Consider the following 13668-nt stretch of genomic DNA (forward strand, 5'->3'; position numbering starts at 1 on the left):
CCTACAAGGTCCCGAGGCGGCCCTGCTGATAATCCTCGATCGCACGGACGATTTCGTCTCGACTGTTCATGACGAACGGGCCGTGGGCGACGATCGGCTCGCGATGGGGCGTGCCGTGGCCGAACAGGATCGTCGCGTCGGCGGTGGCGGCGAGGCGGACCCCCTCCCCCTCGCCAAGCTCCGCGAGATGGTGCGCGGGCACAAGCGAGCCGCCGACCTGCACCGCCCCTGCGACGACGTAGAGGAAGACCACTTTGCCGGGGGGCGCCGGAAGCTCGACCTCGGCGCCCGGCCGAAGCGACACGGTCATCAGGGCGATGTCGGTGAGCGGCCTGACCGGACCGCTGCGACCACCAAATTCTCCCGAGACGAGATGCACCGTCGCGCCTTCTCCGCCTCCCGGAATGGCGGGAATGTCCCGGGCCTCGAGGCCCGCATAAGCGGGATCGGTCATTTTCAACCGCGCGGGAAGGTTCACCCAGAGCTGGAGGATCTCGAGCCGGCCGCCTTGCTCCATGAAGCTCCGCGGCGACAGCTCGGCGTGGATGAGTCCGCGGCCGGCCGTCATCCACTGGACTCCGCCCGCGTGAATCACGCTCTCATGGCCACCGCTATCGCGGTGGGCGAGCTCCCCGGCGAGGATGAAGGTGACGGTCTCGAAGCCCCGGTGCGGATGCGGACCGAAGGGAAGTCCCCCATTGCCGGGCGGATAAACTTGCGGCCCGTGATGATTGAGGAACAGGAAGGGATCCAGATGGTCGAGCCCGGGTCCCGGCACCGGCCGGCGCGTGATCAGGTCCCCTATGTCGTCGCGCTGCGCGGGGTGCAGGCGTAGGACGCGGCGCCCGGTCACCGGCGACGTCCCTGATGGCGGATATTGGACGGACGGCCGCGGCGCCCTGGCGGATGTTTTCCCGGCCGCGGCGCCTGCCCCTCCCGCCGCGCGCGCGGACCACGGCCTGGCCCAGCGGTCGAATCGGGAAGCTCGAAGCGCAGGCCGCCGCTGACCGGATCGGCTTCGGCGAGCCGCAACGTCAGGCGCTGGCCGGGCGCGAAGGCGGTACCGCTCTCATCGCCGACGAGGGTCTGGCTCGCTTCGTCATAGCGGAAATATTCGGCGCCGATCGTCGAGACCGGGACCAGGCCGTCACCGCCGAGCGCTTCGACCGTCGCGAAGAAGCCGAACGGCTGGACCCCGGTGATCCGGCACGGGACGAGCTCTCCGACATGGTCTGCAAGATAAGCGGCCACATAGCGGTCCATCGTATCCCGCTCGGCCATCATCGCGCGGCGTTCGTGATTGGAGATGAGCTCGCCGACCACGTCCATCGCGGCGGCGTCATTCTCCGAAAGGCCGGTCTCTCCGACATCGGGCTCTAGGCGGTAGGCCCGGACCAGCGAGCGATGCACGAGCAGGTCGGCATATCGGCGGATCGGGGAAGTGAAATGGGCGTAGGAGCCGAGCGCCAAGCCGAAATGGCCGTGATTCTCCGGCCCGTAATAGGCCTGCGTTTGCGTACGCAGGATCTGCTCCATGATCTGGGGGCGGAAGTCGGCGTCGCCGATCCGGTCGATGATCCTGTTGAAGGTCGATGGACGGACGACCTGCCCGAGCGCGAACTCGACTTCGAACGTCTTCAGATAATCCTTGAGCGCGACCAGCTTTTCCCGTCCCGGCGGCTCGTGGACCCGGTACATGACCGGGCTCTTCTTCGCCTCCAGCGCCTTCGCCGCAGCCACGTTGGCGGCGATCATATAATCCTCGATGAGCTTATGGGCGTCGAGCCGCTCGCGCGGCGCCACCGAGGTGATCCGCCCGGTCTCGTCGAGAATCACCCGTCGCTCGGGCAGGTCCAGTTCCAGCGGACCGCGCTTCGCCCGCGCCGCATATAAAGCGCGCCAGCAGGCCCAGAGCGGCTTCAACGTCGAGTCGACCAGCTCCGGCGCCACCGGCGGCGCAGTCTGGTTCATGTCGGCCTCTGAGAAGGAACAGGGGCTGGAGGCAAGTTCGATCGGCTCTTCCTCCTCCCAATCCCCTTCGTCGGAGAGCGGCGGCAGACGCCCCTCGACCGCGTCGATCGCCGCCTGCGCATCCTCATAGGCGATGTTGGCGGCGATTCGGACGCGGGCGCGCGAGAAGCGCCAGCTCTTGAGCTGGCCGTCCTTCGCCACCTGCAGGTGGCAGACCAGGGCGGCACGGTCCTCGCCTTCCTTCAGCGAGCAGATGTCGGCGGAGAGCGTCTCGGGCAGCATCGGCACCACCCGGTCGGGGAAATAGACGCTGTTGCCGCGCTTGCGAGCCTCCTTGTCCAGGGCCGAGCCGGGGCGGACGTAGAAGGAGACGTCGGCTATCGCGACAATCGCTTTCCATCCGCCCGGATTGGCCGGATCGTCGTCCGGGGCCGCCCATACCGCGTCGTCATGGTCGCGCGCATCGGCGGGATCGATCGCGACGATGGGGATTGCGGTGAGGTCTTCGCGAGGGTCGGCAGCTGATCGTCCGCGGGCATCGGCAGCCGACCCTCCGAGCGGAAGCCCGGCCATCCGTTCCGCTTCCTCGACGATCCCTTCGGGGAATTCGTGGGGGATGCCATATTTGTGAATGGCGATCAGGCTGAAGCTTCGCGGCGCGAAAGGATCGCCCAGGCGTGTGTCGACTCGGGCGGAAAGGCTTGGCGGGCGGCCGACCTTTTCCGCCAGGACGAGATCGCCGCGCTGGGCGTCGCCGAGATGGGAAATAGGAAGCTCCCGCCTTTCCTTCTTCTCGACCGGGCGCAGCCAATGGTTGGTGCCTTCCTGATGAACGACGCCGAGCACGAGTTCGCTGCCCTTGAGCAACTTCTTCATCGGATGGGCGATCCACCCCTTCGGGTCCTCCTCCGTACGCGACAGGATGCGGTCGCCGATGCCGAGCGCCGGTCCCCGGCCCTTCCTTTCCATGACCCTCAGCCGAGGCGGCGGGCCTTCGGCCTCCCACCGCTCCGGCACCGCCCAGGCGCGGCCGGATTCGTCGACATCCACCACGCGAAGCACGGTGACCTTGGGAATACCGCCCATCCGGTGAAAGGCGCGTCCGGGGGCGGAGTCGATCAGCCCCTCGTCGGCCATGTCCCTGAGCAAGGCCTTCAGCGCGATCTTTTCCTGCGCCTTGAGCCCGAAGGCGCGCGCGATCTCGCGCTTGCCGGCAGGCTCGTCCGACGTCTGAATGAAGTCCAGTATCTGCTCGCGGCTCGGAAGCCCGCCGCTCCTGGCTGGTCGCTTGGCCATCCGCTCCTACTGCTGGGCCGGGGGTGTGTAAGGCCGGAACGCACCACCCGGCACGGCGGATGCAACGGGGCTTTCATAGCCGTCCGCGGAAACCGAAGAGACTCCGAACACCCAATCGTCGACGCGGATTCCGCGCAGGACGTGAGACGTCTGGCTACCGGGGACGCGCACGCTCTCATGCCAGTTCGCCGCGTCGGTGCGCCGCCAGCGGACGATATAGGCCGCCGCATTCGGCACCGCCTCCCATGCGAGGGTCGTGTCGGGAGAGACCGCCCCCTCTACCGTTGGGACGGGCGGCATCGGCGCACGTGCCAGAGCCGCGAGCGCGGCGACGTTCAGCGCCGTCACCCGCCGCAGATAGGGGAAGTCCATCTTGTCGATCGTGTCGCCATATTCGACGCCGCCTTCGGTGCGCAGATCCTGGTGCTGCCAATTGTAGTTCTCGACCGCCACCGACAGGCGCACCGCCGGGAAGCCGGCGTTGAGGAATTCGCTATGGTCGCCGCCCCGGCCGAACCGATCGTTGCGCCAGATCTGGCGCACATCGAGGCCGAGGCTGAGGTCGCCCGCAAGCCGATCGAGGAAGCGAGACAGGTTGCGCGACGGCGAATCGTTCTCACCGCCCTGGCCGCGCACCAGAGGCCGGAGCGCGTCGCCGCCCTGCCAGCGCAGCCCTTCCGAGAAGACGCGGACATGGCCGGCATCGCAGGTGCCGTCCGAACCGCAGCTGTTGCCGATGATGTCGTTGTTGAGATTGGCTACGACCTGCCAGCCCTGAGCGCGGGCATGGTCGGCCAATATCCGGGCGCCGACGAGACCCTGCTCCTCTCCCGACAGGGCAGCATAGACGATCGTCGCCGGGAAACGGTGTTTCGAAAGCACGCGCGCCGCCTCGATCACCGCGGCGGTGCCGGAGCCGTCGTCATTGGCGCCCGGAGCCTCCGCCGTGGCGTTCATCACGTCCGTCACGCGGCTGTCGATATGACCGGTGATGATGACCACCCGGCCCGGCTCTCTCGTGCCGCGCTGGATAGCGACGACATTCTCCACCAGGGTCGGCTCGGGGATGCGCTGGCCGGTCACCGTATCGCCGGTCCGGATCACTTCGAGGCAATCGCCGCATTCCCGCGAAAAGCGGCCGAACTCGGCTTCGGTCCAGGCAAGCGCCGCGCCAATCCCCCGTTCCGGATCGTTCCGCGAAGAGAGGGTATGGCGGGTGCCGAAGCTCACCAGCCCCTCGACCATCGTCCGGAGCGACTCCTCGGAGACGTCGTCGGCCAGGGCGCGCAGGCTTGGCGCGGGCGCGGCTTGCGGCGCCTGCGGCCGCTGGGCGCTAACGGCGGGAATGAGGAGGCCGACGGCGGCGACGGCGATCAGCACGTTCTTCATGCCCCTTCCCTGCCCCCGAGCACGCCGTCCGCGCAAGCCGCTTGACCGTAATCCTGCGTTACACGCCGGTTTCCGAAGCCGATTTCATCCTGTGCGATCCGGTGACCCTCGAAATTACCCATCCGACCACTCGCGGCCGCCTGCGGCGCGGTTAATTTCCCCGTCGTGCTTCGGCGCGAAGAACGCTACGGCCGGCGGCCATGAGCCTGCTCGACGTGCATCGCCTCCACCTCGAGGATCTGTTTCGCCGCGACCGCAAGCGCCGCCTGGTCCCGCGCACGGGCCGGGATTTCTCCTCCAACGACTATCTCGCGCTCGCTGCCGCGCCCGAGCTGCGGGACGCAGTCATCCGGGCGCTGGAACGCGGAGTGCCGATCGGCTCGGGCGGGTCACGGCTGCTGCGCGGCAACCATGAAGAGCATGAGGCGCTCGAGCAGGAGGCAGCGGCCTTCTTCGGCAGTGCAAGCGCCTTGTTCTTCTCGAGCGGCTATGCCGCCAACGCGACCCTGCTCTCCACCCTTCCGCAGCGGGGCGACCTGATCGTCCACGATGCGCTGATCCACGCCAGCAGCCATGAGGGCCTTCGGCTCGGTCGTGCCGAGAGTGCCGCCGCTTTGCACAACGACGTTGCCGATTTCGAGGCGCAGATCGTCCGCTGGCGCAAGCAAGGCGGAATGGGCCGCGCCTGGATCGCGGTCGAGAGCCTGTACAGCATGGACGGCGATCGCGCGCCGCTGGACGACCTGGCGGCGCTGGCGGATCGGCACGAGGCGATGCTCGTCATCGACGAGGCGCACGCGACCGGCCTGTTCGGCCCGGACGGGCGTGGCCTCGCCGCCCGTCTCGAGGGCCGGGAGAATGTCGTCACGGTGCGCACCTGCGGCAAGGCGATGGGCTGCGAAGGCGCGCTCGTCTGCGGCGATGCGATGATGCGCGACTTCCTCGTCAATCGCGGCCGCGGCTTCATCTTCTCCACGGCTCCGTCGCCGGCCATAGCCGCCGCCGTGCGCGCGGCGATGCGGATCATCCGCGACGAGCCGGAGCGCCGATCGCGGCTGCACCGGCTGATGGCTCTCGCCCAGGCGCGGCTGGCCCCGCTCGGAGCGACCGCGACCGGGTCCCAGATCCTCCCCGTCATCCTCGGCGCGGATGCCCGGACGATGCGCGCCGCCGCCAGGCTCCAGGCGGACGGATATGACGTGCGCGGCATCCGTCCGCCCACGGTTCCTGATGGAAGTGCGAGGCTGCGCATCTCGATCACGCTCAACGTCGACGAACAGGCGGTGGAAGCGCTGGCCGACGCCCTTGGCGAGGCGCTGCGGTGAGGGTGGTCGTCGCCGGCACCGACACCGATGTCGGCAAGACCATCTTCTCGGCTGCCCTGGCCGGGGCGATGGGCGCAGCTTATTGGAAGCCGATCCAGGCCGGCCTGGAGGAAGGCAGCGACAGCGAGACCGTCGCGGCGCTGGCGCCCAAGGCGACGATCCTGCCCGAAGCCTATCGGCTGACCACGCCCTGCTCGCCGCATCGCGCCGCGGAGATAGACGGCGTCGAGATCCAGACCGACGAGCTGGTGCCGCCGCCGGCCGATCCCCTCGTCATCGAAGGGGCGGGCGGCGTGCTGGTGCCGGTGACCCGCCGGCTCGGCTTCGCGGACCTGTTTGCCCGCTGGCAGCTGCCGGTGATCCTCGTCGCGCGGACCAGCCTCGGCACGATCAATCATTCGCTGCTTTCGCTCGAAGCGCTGCGGTCGCGCTCCGTCCAAGTGCTCGGCATCGCCTTCTGCGGGGAGCCGCAGGAGGATAGCGAGGCGACGATCTGCGCGATCGCCAGGGTAAAGCGCCTCGGCCGCCTGCCGACGCTCGCGCAGCTCGGACCGGAAAGCCTGGCCCGGGCCTTCGCCGAGAATTTCCGGCTGGAGGACCTGCGTTGAGCTCACCGATCTGGCACCCCTTCACCCAGCATGGGTTGAACGAGCCGATCCCCCTGGTCGACCGAGCCGAGGGCGCAGCGCTCTACACCGCCGACGGAAGGCGTATCATCGATGCCATCTCCTCCTGGTGGGTGACGACCCACGGCCACGGCCATCCGCGCATCATGGCGGCGATCGCCGAGCAGGCGCACAAGCTGGACCAGATCATCTTCGCCGGCTGGACGCACCAGCCGGCGGAGGACCTCGCTCGGGCTCTGATCGACCTGACGCCGGAGGCGCTCACCCACGTCTTCTTCTCCGACAGCGGCTCCACCAGCGTCGAGGTGGCGCTTAAAATGGCGCTCGGCTTCTGGCGCAATCGCGACGAGCCGCGGCACCGGATCGTCGTCATGGAAGGAAGCTACCATGGTGACACGATCGGCGGCATGTCTGTCGGTGCCCGAGGCGCGTTCAACCGCGCTTACGCACCTCTGCTGTTCGACGTCGACTGCCTCCCCTTCCCGGACTCGGGCAGCGAGCAGCTTTGTCTCGATGCGTTCGAAGTTCTTTGCCGGGCGCCGGAACGTCCGGCCGCGCTGATCCTGGAGCCCCTCGTGCTCGGCGCCGGCGGCATGCGCATGTACGCGCCATGGGTGCTCACCGAACTGCGCGCGCTGTGCGAGCGCCACGGCGTGCTGCTCATCGCCGATGAGGTGATGACGGGCTGGGGCCGCACGGGCACCCTCTTCGCCTGCGAGCAAGCGGGGATCGTGCCCGATATCCTCTGTCTCTCCAAGGGGCTGACCGGCGGGTCCTTGCCGCTCGCCGTCACCCTGGCCCGCGCGCCGATCTTCGAGGCGCATCTTTCCGACGATCGCTCGAAGCTATTCTTCCACAGCTCCAGTTATACCGCCAATCCGATCGCCTGCGCCGCTGCCAATGCCAATCTGGCGGTCTGGCGCGAAGAGCCGGTGATGGAACGGATCGAAGGGCTCGTCCGGAAGCAGGCCGAACGCCTGGCCGCCCTCTCCGGAATAGTGAATGCGCGCCAGGCGGGCACGATCACCGCTTTCGAGCTGGAGCGCAGCGGGTCTGACTATCTGTCGACGCTCGGCCCGCGGCTCCTCGCTTTCTTCCGCGAGCGCGACATCCTTCTTCGCCCGCTCGGCAACACCGTCTACGTCATGCCGCCTTATTGCATCGAGGATCGCGACCTCGACCGGGTCTATGGAGCGATCGCGGATGCGATTGTCGAGATTGGATGAGGTAATTCGATGCTGCTCGCGAACCTCATCCCACATCCCGACGGCTCGGGCGATGCCGTGACCGCGATCCGGGTCGAGCTGTTGCGGCCTGCGCCCGGCAGGCTCGATCTGCGCTTCATCGCGACCGGCGCCATCGAGCGCGTCGCGCTGCCGCCGGAGGTCTCCCCGTCCGAACGGATCGATGGCCTGTGGCAGCATAGCTGCTTCGAAGCGTTTCTCTGCGGGGCTCCTGGAGGGCCCTATTACGAGTTCAACTTCGCGCCCTCGACACATTGGGCCGCCTATCGATTCGACGGCTACCGAAGCGGAATGGCCGCGCCCGAAGGTTGCGCGGCGCCCGTGATTCGGACCCGATCCAGCGGGAGCTCGTTCGAACTCGCCGCCGCCTTGTCACTCGTGGGATTGCCGGACCTGCCGGCGGACGCCTCATGGCATCTTGGTCTTTCCGCGGTGATCGAGGAAAGGGACGGTCGCCGCGCCTGGTGGGCGCTCGCCCACCCGCGGGGTGCGCCCGACTTCCACCATGAGGATTGCTTTGCGCTTCAACTCGCTCCAGTCGCCTAACGCATGAAATTCGGCATCGATCGACTGCTCGCCGAGCCCGACCTGCGCGCGCCGCTGCGTGACCGGCGGGTGGCGCTGCTCGCCCATCCCGCCTCGGTCACCGAGGACCTGACCCATTCGCTCGACGCGCTTGCGGCGTGCGGCGACATCAAGCTTAGTGCCGCCTTCGGCCCGCAGCACGGCCTGCGCGGCGACAAGCAGGACAATATGGTCGAATCGCCGGACTTTACCGATCCGGCGCTCGGAATTCCGGTGTTCAGCCTCTACGGCGAGGTCCGCCGCCCGACGGGCCAGTCGATGGGCACGTTCGACGTGCTGCTCGTCGACCTGCAGGATCTCGGCTGCCGCATCTACACTTTCGTCACGACCCTGCTCTACGTGCTCGAAGCGGCGGCGGAGCATGGCAAGTCGGTATGGGTGCTCGACCGCCCCAATCCCGCCGGCCGTCCCGTCGAGGGCCTGACCCTCAGGCCCGGCTGGGAGAGCTTCGTCGGGGCCGGGCCTATGCCGATGCGCCACGGCATGACCTTGGGCGAAATGGGCCGCTGGTTCATCGACACGATGGGCCTCGACGTCGACTATCGGGTCATCGAGATGGAAGGCTGGCACCCAGAAGGGGCGCCGGGCTTCGGCTGGCCTCTCGGCGAGCGGGCGTGGGTCAATCCCAGCCCAAATGCCGCCAATCTGTGGATGGCGCGGGCCTATGCCGGCACGGTCATGCTGGAAGGTACGACCCTGTCGGAAGGACGCGGCACGACCCGCCCTCTCGAACTGTTCGGCGCGCCGGATCTGGACGCACGACGGATCGTCGCCGAGATGCGCAGGCTGGCGCCGCAATGGCTGGAGGGCTGCCGACTGCGCGAGTGCTGGTTCGAGCCGACCTTTCACAAGCATGTCGGCAAGTTGTGCAGCGGGGTGCAGATCCATACCGAGGATCCGTCCTACGACCATGGCACCTTCCGGCCCTGGCGGCTTCAGGCGCTCGCCTTCAAGGCCATTCGGCGGCTCTATCCCGGCTACGAGATCTGGCGGGACTTCCCTTACGAATATGAGCTCGACAAGCTGGCGATCGACGTCATCAACGGCTCTCCCCTGCTGAGGGAATGGGTGGACGACCCGGCAGCCGAGCCGGCGCATCTGGAGGCGCTCACGCGGCCCGACGAGGAAGCTTGGGCCGAGACGAGGCAGCCCTACCTGCTGTATTGAGCCTTCGGCGGAGCCCGAGCCGGCCCGATCGTTCAGGCCGCCACCACTTCCTGCTCGATCACGCCGAAGATGGGATGACCGTTGGCGTCGTCCATCCAGATCCGAACGGTGTCCCCGACCTTGAGGAAAGGCGTCGCCGGCTTGCCGTCGAGGATCGTCTCGACCGTCCGCACCTCGGCAAGGCAGGAATAGCCGCGACCCCCGCGGTCGACCGGTTTGCCGGGGCCGCCATCCGAATCCCGGTTGGAGACCGTGCCCGACCCGATGATCGAGCCGGCGCCGACGTTGCGGGTCTTCGCCAGGTGCGCGATCAACGTGCCGAAGTCGAAGGTCATGTCCTCGCCGGCGTCGGCGCGGCCGAACGGACCGCCGTTGAGGTCGACCTTGAGGATTCCCCTGAGCTTGCCGTCCTGCCACGAATCACCGAGCGCGTCGGGCGTAACGAGCACCGGCGACAGGGCCGAGGCGGGCTTGGACTGGAGGAAGCCAAAGCCCTTGGCGAGCTCGCCTGGAATGAGGTTGCGCAGGCTGACGTCATTGACCAGGCCGACCAGCCGGACCTGCTCGAGGGCCGCCTCCCGCGACGCGCCACGCGGCACGTCGCCGGTGACGACGACGATCTCGGCCTCGAGGTCGCAGCCCCAGGACTCGTCCGCGAGCGGGATCGGATCGCGCGGGCCGAGCATCTCGTCCGACCCGCCCTGATACATGAGCGGATCGGTCCAGAAGCTCTCGGGCATTTCGGCGCCGCGCGCCTGCCGCACCAGTGCCACATGGTTCACATAAGCCGAGCCGTCCGCCCACTGATAGGCGCGCGGCAACGGCGCATCGGCCTCGCGCTCGTGGAAGCGGTCCTTCGGGATGGCGTCATGGGCGAGGTCCTGAGCGAGCAGCCGCAGCCGCGGCTCAGCCTCGTCCCACGCGTCGAGCGCCGCTTGCAGGGTGGGCGCGATGTGCGCGGCATCGGCGCACCAGGCGAGATCGTCGCTGACGACAACGAGGCGGCCGTCCCGGCCGCGCTTCAGGGATGCGAGCTTCATGCCTCCGGCAACTGGCACCTGGCGCGCGGCTTGGCTAGGGGCCAAACTCAATCGGGACGTGGACCCTCGCTTTCTCTCACCTCCAGGCCCAACAGCCGCTCGCGATGGCGTCCAACCGTGGAAATCAGCCAGTCGACGAAGGCTTCGATCCGTGCGAGCCGGCGATTCTCCTCGTGAGTCACCAGCCAGAAGCTTCGCTCGATCCGGACCCGGGGCACGATCCGAACCAGCTCGGGATCGGCATCGCCCATGAAGCAGGGAAGGATGGCGACGCCCGCCCCGGCGGCCGTCGCGCGATATTGCGCGTTGATGCTCGAGCTTCGAATCCTCAGCTCCAGCTCGGGTGCGATCTCGTTGAGGTAACGAAGCTCGGGTGCGTAGATGAAATGCGGGATGTATCCGATGAGAGGATGCGTTCGCAACGATGCGACATCGTCGATCGCAGCGTCCTGGCGAGCGAGATAAGCGCGCGAAGCGTAGAGCCCCAGCGCATAGTCTGACAGCTTTTGACTGACCAACGGGCCCTTTCGCGGCCTGGCAAGCAGGATGGCGACGTCGGTTTCTCTTCGCGATGGGCTGAGAAAGCCGCTGCTGGCGACGAGATCGACCTGGGCGCCGGGGTGGCGTTCGACGAACGAGCGGAGGTGATGCGCGACGAACCAGGTACCGAACCCTTCCGATACGCTGACGCGGATGAGCCCGGAGACCCGGTCCCCCGCCGGCGCCGCCTGGATCCGGGCGGCCGAATGGTCCATTTCTTCGACGACGAGGAGCAGCCGCTCGCCGGCTTCCGTCAGGGCCTGGCCCTCTCTGGTCTGCTCGAACAGAGTCTGCTGAAGTGCGTTCTCCAGCCGCCTGATGCGGCGGCCGACCGTCGTCGAATCGACTCCGAGACGCGCGGCGGCACGGGAGAGCTGTCCAAGCTGGGCCACGGCGAGAAAGAAACGGAGATCGTCCCAGTCCATGCCTGCAGATATGCAGGTCTCGGCTGCATATCCACCTCTTGTCTGCAGCGTTGAAAAGGCCAAGGTGCAGGACGAAGGAGAGACCAGGTGCGGAACATCGATCATTTCATCGCAGGCGCGGCCTTCGCTTCCGGCGAGCGGCACGGCGAGGTCTTCGATCCCAACAATGGCGGCGTGCAGGCCAAGGTGCGGCTGGGAAGCGCGGCCGAGCTCGAGCGCGCCGTCGTCGCGGCGAACGAAGCCTGGCCGGCCTGGGCGGCGACCAATCCGCAACGTCGGGCGCGCGTGATGTTCAAATATAAGGAGCTGGTCGAGCGGAACATGGAGGAGCTGGCGCTCCTCCTGTCCTCCGAGCACGGCAAGGTCGTCGCCGACGCGCGAGGCGACGTCCAGCGCGGCCTCGAGGTGATCGAGTTCGCCTGCGGAATCCCGCACGCGCTCAAGGGCGAATATACGCAAGGCGCCGGCCCAGGGATCGACGTTTACTCGATGCGCCAGCCGCTGGGCATCGTCGCTGGAATCACCCCGTTCAATTTCCCGGCCATGATCCCGATGTGGATGTTCGGCGTCGCGATCGCCTGCGGCAACGCCTTCATCCTGAAGCCCAGCGAGCGCGACCCTTCGGTGCCGGTGCGCCTGGCCGAACTGATGAAGGAAGCGGGGCTGCCCGACGGGATCCTCCAGGTCGTGCATGGCGACAAGGAGATGGTCGACGCGATCCTCGACCATGACGAGATCAGGGCGGTGAGCTTCGTCGGATCGTCCGACATCGCCCATTATATCTACAGCCGCGGCACCGCGAACGGAAAGCGCGTGCAGGCGTTCGGCGGCGCCAAGAATCACGGCATCGTCATGCCCGATGCGGACCTGGACCAGGTGGTGAACGATCTGGCTGGCGCGGCCTTCGGGTCGGCGGGCGAGCGCTGCATGGCGCTCCCCGTCGTTGTCCCCGTGGGCAACAAGACTGCCAACGAGCTGCGCGAGGCGCTCGTCCCGGCAATCCGGAAATTGCGGGTCGGAGTCTCGACCGACGCCGAGGCGCATTACGGACCCGTCGTCAACGCTGCGCACAAGCAGCGCATCGAGGATTACATCCAGATGTGCGCCGACGAAGGCGGCGAGCTGGTGATCGACGGCCGCGGCTTCTCGCTCCAGGGTCATGAGGAGGGCTTTTTCATCGGCCCCACCTTCTTCGATCATGTGAAGCCGACCTTCCGATCCTACCAGGAGGAGATTTTCGGCCCGGTGCTGCAAATGGTGCGCGCCGACACGTTCGAGGAGGCGCTCCGGCTCCCGAGCGAGCACCAGTACGGCAACGGCGTCGCCATCTTCACCCGCAACGGCCATGCCGCGCGCGAGTTCGCCCACCGCGTCAATGTCGGCATGGTCGGGATCAACGTGCCGATCCCGGTGCCGGTCGCCTATCACACGTTCGGCGGCTGGAAGCGCTCCGGCTTCGGCGACATCAACCAGCACGGACCGGAAGGCGTCCGCTTCTGGACCAAGGTGAAGACGATCACTCAACGCTGGCCGGACGGGAGCGTGACAGGAGAGAATGCCTTCGTGATCCCGACGATGGGCTGACGGACATCCCCGATGGAGCTCATCCCGCATAATCCCGGCGAAGGCATCTATCCGGCGACTCCGGACTATGTGCACGCCATGGAAGTCCGGGGCGCATCTCGGCTGCTCTTCGTCAGCGGCACGATGGGCCTGGACCCGGCCGGAACGGCTGGAGCAACCCTGGAGAAGCAGCTCGACCTCGTCTGGAGCAATATCCGAACAATCCTTGCGTCGGCCGACATGACGACGGACAATATCGTGCGCCTGACCAGCTATTTGCGCGACGTCGCCTATGCGGAAGCGAATTCGGAAGCGCGATGCAAAGCGCTCGGCGACCGGCGAATTCCGACGACGGCCATCGTCGTACAGACGCTCGAGGCGGACTGGCTGGTCGAAATAGAGGTTGTCGCCGCCGCATGAGGGACGGAGCGAATATGCGCAAGCGAGGCGATGCGGTCACGATGACGAATGCGGACCAGCTCGACGCCAGGAGGCCA

The 13668-nt window shown here is 67.4% G+C and carries 12 protein-coding genes; 7 read left to right on the forward strand and 5 right to left on the reverse strand.

Annotation, left to right across the window (positions count from 1 at the left end):
- Position 1: 1 nt before the first annotated feature.
- The 3 genes from EKM57_RS02740 to EKM57_RS02750 are packed head-to-tail and all read right to left on the reverse strand — an operon-like array spanning position 2 to position 4656.
- Positions 2 to 853: a pirin family protein gene (locus EKM57_RS02740; RefSeq protein ID WP_129790902.1), complete on the reverse strand. Its 852-nt coding sequence runs from the start codon at positions 851 to 853 to the stop codon at positions 2 to 4.
- The gene (locus EKM57_RS02745) at positions 850 to 3267 is read right to left on the reverse strand and encodes a ribonuclease R family protein (RefSeq protein WP_129790903.1); all 2418 of its coding nucleotides are present in this window, start codon (positions 3265 to 3267) and stop codon (positions 850 to 852) included. The genes EKM57_RS02740 and EKM57_RS02745 overlap by 4 nt, the downstream gene beginning before the upstream one ends.
- A 6-nt stretch (positions 3268 to 3273) precedes the next feature.
- A complete protein-coding gene (locus EKM57_RS02750; RefSeq protein WP_129790904.1) occupies positions 3274 to 4656 on the reverse strand; it encodes a M28 family peptidase in 1383 nt (460 codons plus the stop codon).
- A 200-nt stretch (positions 4657 to 4856) separates the two neighbouring features.
- Between EKM57_RS02750 and EKM57_RS02755 the strand changes: the two genes are divergently transcribed.
- From EKM57_RS02755 to EKM57_RS02775, 5 genes are read left to right on the forward strand one after another with little or no spacing between them, the layout of a single operon-like run.
- A complete protein-coding gene (locus EKM57_RS02755; RefSeq protein ID WP_129790905.1) occupies positions 4857 to 5981 on the forward strand; it encodes an 8-amino-7-oxononanoate synthase in 1125 nt (374 codons plus the stop codon).
- Positions 5978 to 6589 (forward strand): dethiobiotin synthase, encoded by a 612-nt coding sequence (gene bioD, locus EKM57_RS02760; protein WP_129790906.1) that lies wholly within the window; start codon positions 5978 to 5980, stop codon positions 6587 to 6589. Before EKM57_RS02755 ends, bioD begins: the two co-directional genes overlap by 4 nt.
- Positions 6586 to 7833 carry an adenosylmethionine--8-amino-7-oxononanoate transaminase gene (locus tag EKM57_RS02765; RefSeq protein ID WP_129790907.1) on the forward strand — a complete coding sequence of 416 codons (1248 nt, stop codon included), beginning with the start codon at positions 6586 to 6588 and terminating at the stop codon, positions 7831 to 7833. The genes bioD and EKM57_RS02765 overlap by 4 nt, the downstream gene beginning before the upstream one ends.
- 9 nt (positions 7834 to 7842) lie before the next feature.
- A complete protein-coding gene (locus EKM57_RS02770) occupies positions 7843 to 8397 on the forward strand; it encodes a DOMON-like domain-containing protein (protein WP_129790908.1) in 555 nt (184 codons plus the stop codon).
- A gap of 3 nt (positions 8398 to 8400) precedes the next feature.
- Positions 8401 to 9603, forward strand: coding sequence for an exo-beta-N-acetylmuramidase NamZ domain-containing protein (locus tag EKM57_RS02775; RefSeq protein ID WP_129790909.1), 1203 nt, complete (start codon positions 8401 to 8403; stop codon positions 9601 to 9603).
- 32 nt (positions 9604 to 9635) lie between these two features.
- On the opposite strand, the gene EKM57_RS02780 is transcribed toward EKM57_RS02775, so the two are convergent.
- Both EKM57_RS02780 and EKM57_RS02785 read right to left on the reverse strand, forming a co-directional pair.
- Positions 9636 to 10643 (reverse strand): fumarylacetoacetate hydrolase family protein, encoded by a 1008-nt coding sequence (locus EKM57_RS02780; protein ID WP_129790910.1) that lies wholly within the window; start codon positions 10641 to 10643, stop codon positions 9636 to 9638.
- A 47-nt stretch (positions 10644 to 10690) separates the two neighbouring features.
- Positions 10691 to 11608: a LysR family transcriptional regulator gene (locus tag EKM57_RS02785; protein ID WP_129790911.1), complete on the reverse strand. Its 918-nt coding sequence runs from the start codon at positions 11606 to 11608 to the stop codon at positions 10691 to 10693.
- 87 nt (positions 11609 to 11695) lie between these two features.
- Between EKM57_RS02785 and EKM57_RS02790 the strand changes: the two genes are divergently transcribed.
- Both EKM57_RS02790 and EKM57_RS02795 read left to right on the forward strand, forming a co-directional pair.
- Positions 11696 to 13192, forward strand: coding sequence for a CoA-acylating methylmalonate-semialdehyde dehydrogenase (locus EKM57_RS02790; RefSeq protein ID WP_129790912.1), 1497 nt, complete (start codon positions 11696 to 11698; stop codon positions 13190 to 13192).
- 12 nt (positions 13193 to 13204) lie between these two features.
- Positions 13205 to 13591: a RidA family protein gene (locus tag EKM57_RS02795; protein WP_129790913.1), complete on the forward strand. Its 387-nt coding sequence runs from the start codon at positions 13205 to 13207 to the stop codon at positions 13589 to 13591.
- Positions 13592 to 13668: the final 77 nt, after the last annotated feature.

The organism is Sphingosinicella sp. CPCC 101087, from assembly GCF_004151485.1.
Classification (GTDB): Bacteria; Pseudomonadota; Alphaproteobacteria; order Sphingomonadales; family Sphingomonadaceae; genus Allosphingosinicella.

Coding starts and splice junctions, on each gene's coding strand:
- EKM57_RS02775 (WP_129790909.1), top strand. CDS start 8,401: ATGAAATTCGGCATCGATCGACTGCTCGCCGAGCCCGACCTGCGCGCG.
- EKM57_RS02745 (WP_129790903.1), bottom strand. CDS start 3,267: ATGGCCAAGCGACCAGCCAGGAGCGGCGGGCTTCCGAGCCGCGAGCAG.
- EKM57_RS02780 (WP_129790910.1), bottom strand. CDS start 10,643: ATGAAGCTCGCATCCCTGAAGCGCGGCCGGGACGGCCGCCTCGTTGTC.
- EKM57_RS02770 (WP_129790908.1), top strand. CDS start 7,843: ATGCTGCTCGCGAACCTCATCCCACATCCCGACGGCTCGGGCGATGCC.
- EKM57_RS02785 (WP_129790911.1), bottom strand. CDS start 11,608: ATGGACTGGGACGATCTCCGTTTCTTTCTCGCCGTGGCCCAGCTTGGA.
- EKM57_RS02750 (WP_129790904.1), bottom strand. CDS start 4,656: ATGAAGAACGTGCTGATCGCCGTCGCCGCCGTCGGCCTCCTCATTCCC.
- EKM57_RS02795 (WP_129790913.1), top strand. CDS start 13,205: ATGGAGCTCATCCCGCATAATCCCGGCGAAGGCATCTATCCGGCGACT.
- EKM57_RS02755 (WP_129790905.1), top strand. CDS start 4,857: ATGAGCCTGCTCGACGTGCATCGCCTCCACCTCGAGGATCTGTTTCGC.